General features: G+C 47.6%; 17 protein-coding genes, 1 tRNA gene and 2 other RNA genes. 5 read left to right on the top strand and 15 right to left on the bottom strand.

Features of this window, described 5'->3' with window-relative positions; translation table 11 throughout:
• Window positions 1–20: 20 nt before the first annotated feature.
• The 6 genes from frr to ACKTS9_RS00405 form a co-directional block, all read right to left on the bottom strand.
• Window positions 21–575 (bottom strand): ribosome recycling factor, encoded by a 555-nt coding sequence (frr, locus tag ACKTS9_RS00430; protein ID WP_349217164.1) that lies wholly within the window; start codon window positions 573–575, stop codon window positions 21–23.
• 16 nt (window positions 576–591) lie between these two features.
• Complete coding sequence (pyrH, locus tag ACKTS9_RS00425; RefSeq protein WP_349217165.1) at window positions 592–1,302, bottom strand: UMP kinase; 711 nt, start codon at window positions 1,300–1,302, stop codon at window positions 592–594.
• A gap of 126 nt (window positions 1,303–1,428) precedes the next feature.
• The gene (locus ACKTS9_RS00420; protein WP_349217166.1) at window positions 1,429–2,697 is read right to left on the bottom strand and encodes a sensor histidine kinase; all 1,269 of its coding nucleotides are present in this window, start codon (window positions 2,695–2,697) and stop codon (window positions 1,429–1,431) included.
• 15 nt (window positions 2,698–2,712) lie between these two features.
• Window positions 2,713–3,039, bottom strand: coding sequence for a sporulation initiation factor Spo0A C-terminal domain-containing protein (locus tag ACKTS9_RS00415; RefSeq protein ID WP_407878273.1), 327 nt, complete (start codon window positions 3,037–3,039; stop codon window positions 2,713–2,715).
• Between the two features lie 132 nt (window positions 3,040–3,171).
• On the bottom strand, window positions 3,172–3,462 hold the full coding sequence (locus ACKTS9_RS00410) for a hypothetical protein (RefSeq protein ID WP_407878271.1): 291 nt from the start codon (window positions 3,460–3,462) through the stop codon (window positions 3,172–3,174).
• A gap of 3 nt (window positions 3,463–3,465) precedes the next feature.
• Window positions 3,466–3,705 (bottom strand): DUF6514 family protein, encoded by a 240-nt coding sequence (locus ACKTS9_RS00405; protein ID WP_407882049.1) that lies wholly within the window; start codon window positions 3,703–3,705, stop codon window positions 3,466–3,468.
• A gap of 340 nt (window positions 3,706–4,045) precedes the next feature.
• Between ACKTS9_RS00405 and ACKTS9_RS00400 the strand changes: the two genes are divergently transcribed.
• The 3 genes from ACKTS9_RS00400 (at window position 4,046) to ACKTS9_RS00390 (ending at window position 6,098) form a co-directional block, all read left to right on the top strand.
• Window positions 4,046–4,121, top strand: a tRNA-Ala gene (locus ACKTS9_RS00400).
• A 303-nt stretch (window positions 4,122–4,424) separates the two neighbouring features.
• Window positions 4,425–5,153 carry a DUF975 family protein gene (locus ACKTS9_RS00395; protein WP_349217169.1) on the top strand — a complete coding sequence of 243 codons (729 nt, stop codon included), beginning with the start codon at window positions 4,425–4,427 and terminating at the stop codon, window positions 5,151–5,153.
• Between the two features lie 57 nt (window positions 5,154–5,210).
• The gene (locus tag ACKTS9_RS00390; RefSeq protein WP_349217170.1) at window positions 5,211–6,098 is read left to right on the top strand and encodes a hypothetical protein; all 888 of its coding nucleotides are present in this window, start codon (window positions 5,211–5,213) and stop codon (window positions 6,096–6,098) included.
• A 139-nt stretch (window positions 6,099–6,237) separates the two neighbouring features.
• Here the strand turns inward: ACKTS9_RS00390 and ssrA are convergent.
• From ssrA to pduL, 8 genes are all read right to left on the bottom strand, one after another.
• Window positions 6,238–6,587, bottom strand: a transfer-messenger RNA (tmRNA) gene (gene ssrA, locus ACKTS9_RS00385).
• Between the two features lie 26 nt (window positions 6,588–6,613).
• Window positions 6,614–7,084 (bottom strand): SsrA-binding protein SmpB, encoded by a 471-nt coding sequence (gene smpB / locus ACKTS9_RS00380; RefSeq protein WP_349217203.1) that lies wholly within the window; start codon window positions 7,082–7,084, stop codon window positions 6,614–6,616.
• An 87-nt stretch (window positions 7,085–7,171) separates the two neighbouring features.
• A complete protein-coding gene (gene recR, locus ACKTS9_RS00375; RefSeq protein ID WP_349217171.1) occupies window positions 7,172–7,771 on the bottom strand; it encodes a recombination mediator RecR in 600 nt (199 codons plus the stop codon).
• Window positions 7,772–7,789: 18 nt separating this feature from the next.
• Window positions 7,790–8,128 (bottom strand): YbaB/EbfC family nucleoid-associated protein, encoded by a 339-nt coding sequence (locus ACKTS9_RS00370; protein ID WP_349217172.1) that lies wholly within the window; start codon window positions 8,126–8,128, stop codon window positions 7,790–7,792.
• A 24-nt stretch (window positions 8,129–8,152) separates the two neighbouring features.
• Complete coding sequence (gene dnaX / locus ACKTS9_RS00365; protein WP_407882047.1) at window positions 8,153–9,877, bottom strand: DNA polymerase III subunit gamma/tau; 1,725 nt, start codon at window positions 9,875–9,877, stop codon at window positions 8,153–8,155.
• A gap of 54 nt (window positions 9,878–9,931) precedes the next feature.
• An RNA gene (ffs, locus tag ACKTS9_RS00360) (signal recognition particle sRNA small type) lies at window positions 9,932–10,030 on the bottom strand.
• Between the two features lie 102 nt (window positions 10,031–10,132).
• Window positions 10,133–10,903 carry a C39 family peptidase gene (locus ACKTS9_RS00355; RefSeq protein WP_407878266.1) on the bottom strand — a complete coding sequence of 257 codons (771 nt, stop codon included), beginning with the start codon at window positions 10,901–10,903 and terminating at the stop codon, window positions 10,133–10,135.
• A gap of 111 nt (window positions 10,904–11,014) precedes the next feature.
• Window positions 11,015–11,578, bottom strand: a complete 564-nt coding sequence (pduL, locus tag ACKTS9_RS00350; RefSeq protein ID WP_349217175.1) for a phosphate propanoyltransferase — start codon at window positions 11,576–11,578, stop codon at window positions 11,015–11,017.
• Window positions 11,579–11,687: 109 nt separating this feature from the next.
• On the opposite strand from pduL, the gene ACKTS9_RS00345 reads away from it, so the two are divergent.
• The gene (locus ACKTS9_RS00345; RefSeq protein ID WP_407878263.1) at window positions 11,688–12,272 is read left to right on the top strand and encodes a uracil-DNA glycosylase; all 585 of its coding nucleotides are present in this window, start codon (window positions 11,688–11,690) and stop codon (window positions 12,270–12,272) included.
• A gap of 75 nt (window positions 12,273–12,347) precedes the next feature.
• The gene (locus tag ACKTS9_RS00340) at window positions 12,348–13,430 is read left to right on the top strand and encodes a hypothetical protein (protein WP_407878261.1); all 1,083 of its coding nucleotides are present in this window, start codon (window positions 12,348–12,350) and stop codon (window positions 13,428–13,430) included.
• Between the two features lie 31 nt (window positions 13,431–13,461).
• Here the strand turns inward: ACKTS9_RS00340 and ilvA are convergent, their stop codons facing one another.
• On the bottom strand, window positions 13,462–14,670 hold the full coding sequence (ilvA, locus tag ACKTS9_RS00335; protein ID WP_407878259.1) for a threonine ammonia-lyase: 1,209 nt from the start codon (window positions 14,668–14,670) through the stop codon (window positions 13,462–13,464).
• Between the last annotated feature and the right edge of the window lie 114 nt (window positions 14,671–14,784).

Genomic DNA, 14,784 nt, shown 5'->3' with positions numbered 1-14,784 from the left:
GCATACTTTAACAAGCTTGCTCAGATCTCCATGATCTCTTTGGTTTTTGCCTCACAAATCTTGTCGATCTCTTTGGTAAACTTATCGGTGACCTTCTGGATCTTCTCCTCCAGATCCTTCTGGTCATCCTCTGTCAAATCCCCTGCTTTTTTCATGGATTTAAATTTATCCATCGCGTCGCGGCGAATATTGCGAACAGCAATCTTTCCCTCTTCTCCCAAATGCAGCGCATCTTTCACCAGTTGTTTACGGCGCTCCTCTGTGGGAGCCGGGAACACCAGGCGCATAACGCGTCCGTCATTGGTGGGGTTGATTCCAACATCCGACGTCAGAATCGCTTTCTCAATGGGGCGCATCAAAGAAGCATCCCACGGCGTAATGGTCAGGATCCGCGCTTCGGAAACCGCGATTGCAGCCACCTGGTTAATCGGCGTTGCGGTTCCATAATAGTCCACCGTCACCTTATCCAGCACCGCCGGATTGGCACGTCCCGCGCGAATGGCAGCCAGTTCTTTTGTCAGATGACGAATGACGCCGTCCATTTTGTCTTCGTAAACTTTTGTCTCTGCGCTCATGTCAATTCTCCTCTTCTCATTTTTCAGACACAAGTGTGCCGATGGTTTCGCCGGACACCGCTTTTGCAATGTTCTCAGGATGCAAAATATCAAACACCAGAATCGGAAGGCGATTGTCACGGCACATGGTGGCCGCCGTGCTGTCCATAACTGCCAACTTGTCATTTAACACACGGCTGAATGTAAGAGTGTCATACTTCTTGGCATCGGGATATTTTTTCGGATCCTTATCGTATACGCCATCCACCATGGTCGCTTTAAAAATAATGTCCGCATTGATTTCTGCCGCACGCAGCGCGGAAGCAGTATCCGTAGAAAAGAACGGGTTACCGGTTCCGCACGCCAAAATAACGATGCGCCCTTTCTCCAAATGGCGAATGGCACGATTCCGAATATACGGCTCTGCCACTTGCTGCATATTCAGCGCTGTCTGCACGCGAACCTCAAGCCCCAAATGCTCCAAAGCATCCGCAACCGCAAGCGCATTCATCGCAGTTGCAAGCATACCGATCTGATCTGCGCGCGTGCGCTCCATCTCACCGCTGGAACGTCCACGCCAAAAGTTTCCGCCGCCTACAACAATCGCAATCTCGGCTCCCAGTTCATGTGCAGCTTTAATTCCGCCGCAAATCTCTTGAATCGTATCCACATCAAGGCCAAAGCCTGTCTTTCCAGACAATGCCTCACCACTCAGTTTCAAAAGAATCCGTTTGTATCGCACCGCCATCACAGCATCACACCTTACTGATATTTTCGTACCTATTTTACATGATTTCCACTATAAAGTAAAGATGAAAAAACAGAAACAGCCCACCGAGCCGTTTCTGTTTAATTCAATCCTTTGAAATCATTTTTAACGATATTGCGAAACAGGAAGGAATTCGCACAGCTCCGTTTTGACGCGTTCAGAAAGGACTTCTTTGCGAATCGCGCCTTTGTGGCTCGTCACCACCGGGAAGCTTTTTGCACGAATCGGAACGCAAAGCGTAAAGCACGCGCCCTGCTGAGCGCTTTCCGCCCAAAGCTTTCCACTCAGCTGTCGCGCCAGTAAGGAAGACAGATACAATCCCATTCCCGTTCCTCGCAGTTCTCCATTCGAGTCCGAAGGTTGCCAGAACTTTTCGAAGACATGCGGCAAATCTTCCCGTGCGATCCCCACGCCATTATCTCTCACCGTCACGACCATCTGTTCTTCCCGTACCGCAGCCGTGACATGGATCTCTCCGCGTCTGCCACATCGTCGGCAGCCCTTTATTGCGTTGGACACCAGGTTCAACAGAATCCGTTCTATGTATTCCATATCGCTGACCACAATTTGCGGATTGCTCAATGTATTCTGATAAAAGAAATCCACTGATTCATTCATAGTGTACGGCATTACCTGTTCAAAAAGTTCTCTTAAAAAGTCATTCAGGTCAAACGCCTGCCACTCCGGTTGCGCATAACCGCTCTCTAACCGCCCCACTTCCAAGACGTTGTCCGATACTCGAATGGCTTTGCGAAGATTTTGATCCAACACCTGCAAAAGGCGCCTGCATCGTTCTTCCAGCTCAGTCTGTTGTGCATAATGCAATTTTGCCTCAACAGTCTGTGCCGCTGCGCTCGCAACCGTCAACGGAGTTTTAATCTCCTCTGCCAACAAAATCAACGCATCTTTTCGGAGAAGATTCAGCGCCGTATCTCGTGGAGAAAGTTTTTCCAGCATGGGAAGAAGCTGCTGCGCTAAAAGCATTGTCAATTTTTCTGAAACTGCGAGGCACTCTTCCTCTACACCGCCTTCCACTGGAGAAAGCGCCACGACACCCCAATGAAAATCACCACAAAACAGCTTCAGCAAGAGCACATCCGAAAACAGCCGTTGCGTCTGCAGCTCGCGCAATAGCCCGTCCGCTTCATTGGAAAAAGGCATTGCCTGTTTTTCAAAACGTATTTCGTCATTCTCAGCTGACTTGATCCGAATCCAATTCTCCCCATTTTTGACCCAATAAGAAACCACTGTTCCAGGAAACAGACGTTCCCAGGCACGATTTGCACACTCCAACAAGGATGCTATATCCTGCGCCAGCACAACGGTTTCCATATAGTTGCGCAGTGTCTCTTTTGCCAACGAAGCTTTCTGCATGAGATGGTCCTTTCTTCACAATTTATATTTTATCTGTACGCCCGCAGCAAGCATGAACAGGAAATCTGCATTGGCCAGATGTTTGGTTCCTTCAATATGGGACAGGCGCAGCATCTCTTGCAAAGATTCACTGTTTTGTTGAAAAATTCGTTTGATCACTTTGCGCATAGCACTTTCGACGCATGATTCCGTAGTATTATGTCTTTTTGTGAGGATTTGATAAAGCTCTTCCATCCGAGGATAAGGCTTTCCCTGCGACAAAAGGATCAATAATGCGTCCGCAAGATAAGTACATCCCAATAATTTCATTCCCACTTCAAAGGACAACACCACTTGCGTCACAAGTGTCTCCAAATCGTCACGAAGCGGTTCCCGCTGCTGCGCTACGCGCCGGATGCGTTCCATCAAGTAAGAAAGATTGACCGGGCGAGGCACAAAGCAGTCTACGCCGCAACGAGTGAACTCTTTGCAAATCTAGTCACGCAAGTCTGAACAGCCCACGATCACGTGTACAGATTTTGAAAATGGCATTTTCCGAAAAGCATCCAAAAAATACGTCCACTCTTCATAAGGAGCATCCAGACCAATCAGCAAGACATCCGGGCTCAGTTGTTCCAGCTGCCCCAGCGCCCTCTCTGCACAAGACGCACTCCCACAAAGTTCAATACCATCCTGCTCTTGCAAATACTCCGGAAAAATCATCCTCATCATTGGATTTGCATCAAGCAAAAACACGCGAATCGGAGATCCACCTACCTCTTTCACTTATTACTCCCTCTCATTTCCCTGCTCAAGTTTCTCCAAAAGTCCCTGACTGCAGATATCTTGCATGATGCTTTCCAAATGCACAGGCAAAACAGCATTCTCATACAAAAAGCAAAGAAGCCGTCGACATTGCTGCCTCGTTGCACACAACGCACTGCAACGCGCTTCATTCACACGTCCCCGCATCGACTGTGAAATTCTGACACCATAACGCCGCGCTCCGCTATGTGCATCATCCAGCATATACCGCAATTCGCTCGATGACTGAAACGGTTCCAATTCTGTCAGCGTGCGTTCATACACGACCTCACAGCACTCCATTTGTTATTCCTCCACTTGCACCAAATTCGCCGATAAACGACTGATTTTAGTGTACGAAAACACTCGAAATATGTGCAAGTGGAAATAATCGACTTTTTTCGGCTCGAGATTTTTGAGTCACAAAAGCTTTTTTCTATTTTAACATATCAGCCGTACGTGCAAAAGAGGCATCAAAAAACTTTTGTTTTTACGCAAAAAAAGCTTGACATTCACTCTCGAAAGGAGTAATCTATATAAGCAATCTGTTTGGACAGACAGATGAGGGCCCGTAGCGCAGCTGGGAGCGCGTACGGTTCGCATCCGTAAGGTCGAGGGTTCGATCCCCTTCGGGTCCACCAAAAACGCAACTTTGTTTTCAAAGTTGCGTTTTTTATTTTTTATCAACACAAACAATCCGTTTTGGTAGACACTGATTTCTATTGCTTATATTTTCAGCGCACAACTCACCTGTAAAGTTAATACCCCTTACGCTTTTGTAACCACCTTGCAACATAGCTCTCCCTTTTATAATATACATCACGATTTTTCAAATTAGCCCGTCAATCTGTAAATCGATTTCCCTGTACATCATAATTCGCACTTGATTTGACCTTTTCTTTCTTCTTTTCTATAATAATTATGTAAAACAGGAGGGAAAGCTCATGTGGACATCGGGACTCTTAAAACACAATGCACGTCTTGTGCTTCAAGGACATATCCTGTATAGCATTCTGGCAACCGCCATACGAATTGTGTGCATTCTGTTTGTATTGAACAGCCTGTTTTTTTCAAAATTGTTCCCTCTGATTTGGGAATCGGACACTCTCCTAAAAAACGGAACATATTACACAATAATATGCGGCTCATTGTTTCTCGTGGTGCTCGCACGCATATTGATTTTTAACCCTATTTCAGTAGGCTGCAATCGTTATTTCATGGAGCAGCGGCAAGGTACACCACCCTTTGCCACAATTTTCAGCGTCTTCACAGAGCGCAGCTATTGGAACGTCGTTAAGCAGATGTTCTTTCGAGATCTTCAAATTTTTCTCTTGGCAGTGCTACTGATTGTTCCAGGCATTTACAGAGCCTACCAGTTAAGATTGGTCCCGTGGATTTTAGCAGAAAATCCCACCCTTTCCAAGCAACATACTTTTTCACTCAGCGCCATGTTGGTAAAAAACGAAATCCTTTCCCTTCTTCTTTTGGATTTATCTTTTCTGGGATGGTTTCTTTTAAGTTGTGTTACTCTTGGCATTGGCTTTTTGGGATTGCTTCCGTATTATTGGGCGACAATGGCTGAATGTTACTCTGCTTATCGAATCAAAGCATTCAGCCTAGTAGAGGAAACACGAAAGCATCTGACTGGCTTCGTCTGTTATCCGAGCATCTGATTGTTTCTAAATTGCCAGAACAAAGATGAGAACGAATTGAAAAGGGGCCGATGCAGGATGGAAAAGGATACACGCACAATTAATGCCACTGCCTCATGTCAATTTCTGATTTCACGTACCCAAGCCGCACTTGAAGAAATGCCCTTCCTTGGCCAAGCGGGAATATCCGCCAAGGACTCTGTCTTTTCTGCACTCTGCTTTACATGTCTTTATAATAACACTTCTGTTGTAAATGAACTTTTGTCAAGCTTAAATGAACCTGCTGTGGCATCTCGTGTTTCCCGTGAAAGAGTTTTTGAATTCTATTATGAATTATCAAATAAGTTAAACCAATCCGCCTCATTATCGGAATCCATGCATGCCCGTTGCCACAGAATCGCCCAATGCAGTCTTGCACAGATGGACCTTGACTTAAAGTTTCTCAATGCATATGCATCTTTTCTGGCTTCATCATTTGATCTTTGGCAACAGCTTTTTAGCTCCAATCAGGCGAATAAGCGCTCTGCTATTCATTTTTCTCCCAAATTCTTTCTGGCGATTTCCTGCGCCATCTTATGCATCGCTGCTATTCTCCTTTTTAAAACGCTGCAAACAGAGCCTGCTGCTTCTGCAAATGGCATCTCTTTTTCAGTTTCCATTGACTCGGGGGAGGATCTTTCTGACAGTCAGACTGCCCCTTCGTTCAGCCAAGGAAGTTATGAGTACTACGTAGACTACTACCAAAAAGAACACCAGGAAATGTCAGAACGAAGCAATTCGCTGATAGAGGAAAAATATTATGAGCGTCTGGAAAATGCAGACTTACCCGTATACATACAAGAGGGAGACTCATATTATCATCTTTCGGAAACCTGTCCTCAACTGCAAACTGAGCACATTTCCTGCACATTAAATGAAGCTGCCAAAAGTGGACACCCTTATCCCTGTCCTGAGTGTACCCCATAATCAATATTTTTTCATAAAATGCAAAAGCCCCGAGCTAAGTTGCTGCTCGGGGCTTTTTGCAAAGCATTATATATGGTTCAAAAGTGTGGTCAGAGAAAAATGAGAAGCCCGCAAAACCTGAGTTTTGCGGGCTTTTTTATGGTGGAGATGAGGGGAGTCGAACCCCTGTCCGAAAAGAAGTCTACGCTAGTATCTCCGGGTGCAGTTTATCTACAACATTCCCTCGGCGTCAAGCGGATAAACACGCCGGCGCTTCGGTAGCTTCATTCAGTCATGACGGCCCGCAAAGCTTAAAGCCGTTCACGTTCAGCACCTAAATGATGCCCTGGCCCCACACGGTGCTGGAGTGGGCAGGACAGCCGCCTTTAATTAGGCAGCGACAGCTAATTTATTGTTGTTAGCTATTTTTTTGAAGGAGTTTTAAGTGTGTCCCTCGACCACTACCCGCTGCTTTCGCTTTCCTCTCCCCGTCGAAACCTTTACATCCCCATGAAAAGGCTTTGGTAAAAGCCTTTTTAACGATTTTGAGATTTCAACGCACGATCAATGTCACGTTTTGCCGCACGTGCCGCCATATCGGCACGCTTGTCATAAAGCTTTTTGCCTTTGCACAAACCAAGCGCCACTTTCACTTTTCCTCGCTTGAAATAGAGTTTCAGCGGAACAATGGTATATCCTTTCAGCTTCTTTTCATCGGCCAGATGACGAATCTCCCGACGATGAACCAAAAGCTTTCGTTCCCGCAATGGATCCCGGTTGAAAATGTTCCCCTTCTCATAGGGGCTGATATGCATACCATGAACAAATAACTCGCCGTTTTCAACTTCTACCCAGGAATCCTTCAGATTTACCGTTCCAGCACGAATGCTTTTCACTTCGGTACCAACCAGCTCAATGCCAGCTTCCAGAGTTTCCATGACAAAATAGTCGTGTCGGGCTTTACGGTTTTCCGCAATCAATTTTTCAGCTGTCTGCCGCACTTCCATTTTATCACCTCCGGTGCTCTGATAGGCTATAAGAATACCTTTTTCAAATGCTTTTGTCAAGCAGAACAGAGCGAAATCTGTTCTGAATCACAATTCTTTCCGGTTGGTCAGAGAACTTCCCAACGTAACTTCATCCGCGTATTGGATATCACTGCCGACCGGAAGGCCATACGCAAGACGCGTCACCTTTACGCCCAAAGGCTTCACCAGCTTGGCAATATACATTGCCGTCGCCTCACCCTCGACCGTGGAATTCGTAGCCATAATCAATTCCTGGATTTCCCCGTCTTTCAAACGATCGAGCAATTCTTTGATACACAACTGCTCCGCCGTAATGCCGTCCATGGGAGAAAGCAGGCCATGAAGCACATGATACACCCCGCGAAAGGCACGTGTACGTTCGAACGCCGTAACATCCCTTGGGGACTCCACAACGCAAATTACACTGTGGTCCCGCCCCGCATTGGAACAAATGGCACAAATTTCATCTTCCGTGAAATTCTGACACACTTTACAGCGCCTTACCTTTGTATGCGCATCTTGAATCGCCTGCGCAAACTCCATCGCATCCTGCTTGGACATGCTTAAAACCTGATATGCGTATCGCGTGGCGCCTTTACGTCCGATACCCGGCAACTTTGCAAACTGTTCAATAAGCCGCTCCAGCGGCGCCGCCACATAAGCCATGTTTCATTCTCCTCAGAATTAAAGCCCGGGAATATTCAAACCGCCCGTCAACGCTGCCATCTCTTTATCAGCAGCCTCATCTACAACGCGGACCGCTTCATTGACAGCCGCAGCAACCAAATCTTCCAACATTTCAATATCATCCGGCTGAACAACATCCGGGTTCAATTTCAAGCTGGTGACCTGATGATTCCCTGTCATCGTCAGCTCCACCATACCGCCGCCGGCTGTAACACTGTATGAAGTCTGCTCCAGTTCTTCCTGTTTTTTCTTTACATTTTCCTGCATCTGCTGTGCCTGCTGCATCAGCTGTGCCATGCTCTGTTTTCCATATCCCTGGGGAAGTCTTGCTTTCATTGATAAAACCTCTTTCCTGTTATTTTACATTTCATCCTCGTAGATTACTTCTACGCCATGCTGTTCCAAAGACTGAAGCGTTTGCTGCGCAATATTCTGTGGATTTGCCGCCTGCATGTTCTTTTTCTTATATGGCCCGATCGCATAGCGAATTCCGGTAATCTCTTGAATTGTTGATTTGATCAGATCGGTCGAATACTCGTTCTGACGCATAAACTCCAGAAAAAGCTCGCTCCCGTCAATCAGAATACGCCGACCGTCATAGTAAGCCTTGGTCCCGCGCATATTGACAAACAGCATCGTATCCTTCGTCTCCATCGCCTGGATCACTTCGTTCCACTGCGAGAAAGGCTGTTCCGTAACCCCTTCCGGAAGTTTCGGCAAAGGCTTGCGTGCTGTTTTGACCGGTTCATCCTGTCTAGGTGCCGCCTTCGCTTCCGACTTTGGGGATTCCGAGGTCGTTTCCGGCGAAGCAGATACGTCTTTTGATGTCTCCCATGGTGGCGGATCCTGCGACACAGTCGGCTGAGTCAATTCTACCGGCGGCGCTGTCTGCAATACCGGTGCACTCGCAAAAGGTCTCGGGCCGCTCTGAACGGAAGTGGAAACTGACGCCACCGGCGCTGCACTGGATACCACCATCGGTTTCTCATCTTCGCATAAACTGAACAGCGCCAATTCCAACTCAATCCGCGGATCGGTTCCCTTTCCCATTTTATCCAGCGCTTCACACAATCGGCGAATAGCGCGAATCGCCATTGACTGAGGTACCGAAGAAGCCATTTCCAAATACCGCTTCTCGTCTTCTTCACTCACACCAATCAGCAGCTGCGCACCGCCCGGTACATTTGCCAGAAGAAGATTTCTATAATGCAGGATCAACTCATCGCAAAGGCGTTTGATATCGATGGATTTTTCGCGCAGCTGTGCCACCAAGACCAACGCCTGTGTAGCGTCTTTTTCAGCAATCGCGCGGCACAGTTCAAACAAATAACTTTTGTCCGTTACACCGGCCATCCGCCGTACCACATCGATATCCACATGGTCTGTCACACCAGCGCATGTATCCAAAATGGAAAGCGCATCCCGCATCGCACCATCTGCCAATCGCGCAATCAGCCCTGCTGCCTGTGGTTCCAAATCAATTTTTTCCTGCCCTGCGACGTACAGCAGTCTTCCCTCAATGTCTTCCGGAGAAATACGCGTAAAATCGTACCGTTGGCAACGGGATAAAATAGTAGCCGGAACTTTATGAATCTCTGTCGTTGCCAAAATAAAAATCACATGAGCAGGCGGCTCTTCCATAATCTTCAGCAAAGCGTTAAACGCCGCTGTGGAAAGCATGTGCACCTCATCAATGATATATACTTTGTACGTACATTCACTGGGCGTGTAAGCTGTTTCATCACGCAGATCGCGAATATTATCCACGCCATTGTTGGAAGCAGCGTCAATTTCCACCACATCCATCACACTGCCATCATCAATCCCTCTGCAAATTGCACATTCGCCGCAGGGATCTGCCTCCTTGCGGGAAAGGCAGTTAACGGCTTTCGCAAATATCTTGGCGCATGTAGTCTTACCCGTTCCTCTCGTGCCCGTAAAAATATAGGCATGACCGACTTTATCATGCAAAATCTGATTTTTCAGCGCAGTAGTAATTTCCGTTTGACCGACTACATCTTCAAACGTTTTCGGACGCCATTTGCGATAAAGAGCACGATACAAAGTCCGGCCACCTCCCTGCACGTAAAAAAATAGACAGGCCACGGCGTTCCACGCCCCGTATGCTGTTGGGTATACAGAGGACAGGAAACCTGCGGCGCACAGAACATGCCACTTAATGCTGCTCGGTTCCCCGCCTGACATGGTTCATGGAGTCCCATCGCACAGGGCCCGCCCTCTGTATACCGAACAGCACACATTTCGCCTGTCCAGTAACCAGTAACAAATTGTATTATACTATAGACTTATTCAAAATGCAAGAAAAAGCAACGATTGCCGTCAATCATGAATCACAACTGCGCGACACCCCATAGCCGAGAACATCTGCTCAAACTCTTCCTTTTCCAGCACTCTTTCGCCATCCAGCGGATCTGCGAGCACGCATTTTGTTTCCCCCAAGGCAGTCAGCACTACACAATGTACATTGGCCAAACCTAAAATGGTTTCTCCTGTACTCAGGTCAGTCCATTCATAATTGCTGTAGCGGGGCATTTCTCCGTCTATTGTAATCCACACAATGACCGGAACCCCATCCGACAAATACTGACGAAGCCCTGCCTGTGTTACTCCGGTGATATCATAGGCATATAGTGTGCTTTCCTGCTGCTGCAAATAAAGATTGGCTCCTTCTGCAAGAGGCTTGGCAAAGCAGTAAAATCCGATACCTGTCGCAGGAGCTCCCGGATACGCCTCGTTCGGGTCCACTCCATAACGGATTCCATCCTCTTCCCAAAAATCCACACGAGGAATATAGCCATAGGCCAAATCCAACTTATCAACAGAATAGCCATAAAATTGAAGGACAGCGGCCAGGCTTGCTGCCTCACACCCATTGGGAAGTTCCGGAAGCTGCATTACCGGCTCAACCCGAATCGGTTCCAAAACATATCCTTCCATCACTAAAAAGCGCCCTAAACCAATCGTCAGCAGGGCCGTCAGAACTGCAGCTGCCACCAGCTGCTTCAAGCGGAATCGCGCACGTCTTTCTGTACGTTCCCTTTGCGTGTTCGATTGATGAGTCATCGTTTTGCGGTATAAAACAGCTGTCATCCTTCTTCCCTCCTTACAACTGCATTTTATCCCCCCCTTGTTACAAAACTGTATCTGTTGCAAAAAAAGAGCGGCAGTAATAACTGCCGCTCTTTTTTTGCATAGAACGATTCAGCGCAAGATCTCGCCGCTGTTCGGGCCACCCGCCGCATTGCTTTCATCTGTATCAATGTGCATGGCAGTGGCAAATTTTTCGCTGACGCGAATGACCACATCGTCAAATACGACTTTGCGGCCTTCATTGCCGGTAGCAACCTTGACGATATCCTTGTCTTTAACACCTGCTTTTTCCGCATCTTCCGGAGTCATATGAACATGGCGTTTTGCCGCGATAACACCTTCAGAGATTTCAACCTCACCAGCAGGGCCGACCAATTTGCAGCCGGCAGAACCAGCAATATCACCGGATTCGCGAACCGGAGCAACAATTCCGATGGAGCGGGCATCCGTCAAGCTCAATTCTACCTGAGTGGCAGAACGAACCGGCCCCAAAATGGACACATTAGGCAGAGCCTTTTTCGGACCCACCACGGTCACACGCTCATTGGACGCATACTGTCCCGGCTGAGACAGCTCTTTCTTTACAGTCAGTTCATAGCCCTGACCAAACAGTTTTTCCAAATCTTCTTTTGTCACATGAACATGACGAGCAGAAGTTTCTACCAAAATCTTCATATACATACATCCTCCTTTAAGGTCCATCTTTATTTTAGCAACCTGCGTTCCAAACTGCAAGGGAAATATGCTATAATTTAAAAAAGAGCTCGAAGAAAAGGATGATTTCATGGACTTTGAAACACTTCGAAAAAATTGCCTTGATTGCCGCAAATGCGGTCTTTACGAAACCCGAACCAATGTAGTATTCGGCACCGGAAATCCGCATGCGGAGATTATGTTTATCGGTGAAGGACCGGGCCAGCGTGAGGACGAACAGGGGCTTCCTTTTGTGGGACGTTCCGGCCAATTGTTGGATCAATACCTCAGCGCGATTCATTTAAGCCGCGAGAAAAACATTTTCATCACCAATATCGTCAAATGCCGTCCCCCGCAAAACCGTGACCCCCTTCCCAACGAGTGGGATGCCTGTATCCCCTATCTCCGGGAGCAGTTCCGACTGATTCAACCCAAAATCGTGGTGTGCCTTGGCCGAATTGCTGCCCAGCGTATTATCCGGCCGGATTTCAGCGTTATGAAAGAGCATGGAACCTGGACCGAAAAAAACGGGACCTTTTTTACAGCCACACTGCACCCTGCTGCACTGCTTCGAAGCCCCGGGAACAAGCCGCTTGCTTTTGCAGACTTTGTTTCCATTCGTGAAAAAATACAAGAAATCTGCGCACACACATATCCGGCAGACGAAGAGTTGTAAGAAATCAGATTGCGCTTTTCTTTTGGTAGCATTTTCTCCGGTTCCACATATGATGGAACAAAAGGGGTGTTTGCTATGCAGGGAAAAGCGCTTGATTTTTTTCTGGGGTCACTTTCCCCCAGCGGATTTCACAGTTATTTTAAAAATGCTTATCCACAGTTGGAGCACGGCACCGTCCTTCTTTTAAAGGCCGGCCCCGGCTGCGGAAAATCTCAGTTGCTTTCACGCATTGGGCAAAAACTTCTAGATTGCGGAGAAACTGTCGAAAGAATTCACTGTTCTGCACATCCGTCTTCTCTGGACGGTGTCATTTGCCAACGGCTGCATTTCGCTGTATTTGACGCCACAGAACCGCACATTCTTGAGCCGGACTATCCCTTGGCGTTTGAACGAGTCATCTCTCTCGATTCGTTTTTAAATCCTGCCCTGTTAGCGCAGAATCGTCGCCAAATTGCAGAAATTTCCGAACAAAGTCATCGTGCATCGGAGCGTTCCGTACGCTACCTTTCCGCCGCCGCCTGTCTTCTTCAGGACACGGAACGCACTGTGTTCGGCTGCACCGATACAGCTAAAGTAAAGCAATTTGCGCACACGCTTGCACGTCGGTACTTTTCACAGCCCGGTTCGGGCGCGTGGGAAGACATTCGCCTGTTGAGCGCCATAACTCCTGACCAAATCACCCTGTTCAAGCAAACCGTTTCTCAACTGGCAGAAAATATTGTTGTTCTGGATGATCCGTATGGTGCCGCCGGGCGATTGCTGATGCAAGAGCTGCGCCAAATTGCGCTTTCTTCTCAAAACCACATCATCACCTGTTATTGCCCTTTTGAACCATACGGAAAAATTGACCATCTCTTCCTTCCGGAACAGAATACGGCTTTCGTACTTTCCAGCGCTTATCTTCCGCTGGAGTTTGATTCGCAGCGAACGATTCACGCCACACGTTTTATGAATCACAACGGATTGATGCTTCGCAAAAAGCGCATTCGATTCAACCAGAAAGCGACACGGGATCTAATTCGGCAAGCCTGCAAACTCTACCGCGAAGCACAGCAGGCAAGGTCTGCTTTAAAAGCATGTTATGCGTCAGCTTCCCGTCAGGAAGAATTTGACTGCGAATTGTCTCGTCTAGAAAAAACGATTCTTTCTTCCCTTTAAAAAATCCCCGGGATACTCCCCGGGGATTTTTTCATCCGTTCACCGTCTGGACAATGTTGAAGCCCGCTTTTGCCAATTCCTGCTTGATTTGTTCCACTTGTGCATGGTCTCGGGTTTCCATTCCAATATGAAGATAGCAGCTGGTGATGCGCATATTGGTATCCGCCTGGCTGTAATGAACACTGACTACGTTTCCGCCGCAGCGACTGATGACCTCACTGACTCCCTGCAACTGGCCGGGTTTGTCCTCCAAAGCAATGGTCAGCGTGCTGGAACGGCCTGCCATCATAAGGCCGCGTGCGATAACACGACTGAGGATATTCACATCAATGTTTCCGCCGCTCAGCAAGCAAACTGTCTTCTTGCCTTTGATATCCACCTTATTATACATAGCTGCAGCCACAGCAACCGCACCAGCGCCTTCTGCAATCAGTTTCTGGCGTTCAATCAGCGCGAGAACGGCCGCTGCCGTCTCATCATCTGTTACGGTAACGATTCCGTCTACATACTGATTGACCAGCTCATATGTCAAATCGCCCGGATGTTTTACCGCAATTCCATCAGCAAATGTCGAAACGCTGTCCAGTGTGAGCATCTGATGCTGTTCCATGGACTCCTTCATGCTGGGAGCCCCCGCCGACTGAACGCCATATACCTTGCATTCCGGGCGCAAGTGTTTGATTGCATAGGCAACGCCGCTGATCAGACCGCCGCCGCCTACCGGAACCAGCACCACATCCACATCCGGCAACTGATCCAGAATTTCAAGGCCAACGGTTCCCTGACCTGCAATTACTTCATCATCATCAAACGGATGAATAAATGTATATCCTTTTTCCTTTTGCAATTTACAGGCATATTCATATGCCTCATCGTATGCCCCTTTTACAAGACATACTTTCGCACCGTAGGATTTTGTCGCTTCCACCTTGCTGATGGGCGCACCATCCGGCATGCAAATTGTGCAGGGAATCTTGTTCTCCTGCGCAGCCAGCGCCACGCCCTGCGCATGGTTTCCCGCGCTGGATGCAATGACACCCTTACTTTTTTCCTCTTCGCTCAATTGGCTGATTTTGTAATAGGCACCGCGCACCTTAAAACTGCCCGTCACCTGTAAATTTTCCGTTTTCAAAAAAATGTTGCTCTCTGTATTCAATAATGGCGCAGCAATCATGTCCGTTTTTCGCGCAATTTTTTTCAAAACGTAGGCTGCATGGTAAATTTTATCCAGCGTCAGCATAGTCTTCCACTCCCACTCTTTCGCAATATAAGAAATATTTTAGCACTTCGCCGATACTTTGCCAAGCAAAAACATTGCGAACACGACAGTTTTTGCTGTATACTGATAAAAAGT

Source organism: Owariibacterium komagatae, from assembly GCF_045865535.1.
GTDB classification, from domain to species: Bacteria; Bacillota; Clostridia; order Oscillospirales; family Ruminococcaceae; genus Ruthenibacterium; species Ruthenibacterium komagatae.
Note: the sequence above shows the minus strand (reverse complement) of the source record. Positions and strands in the feature narration are given on the sequence as shown.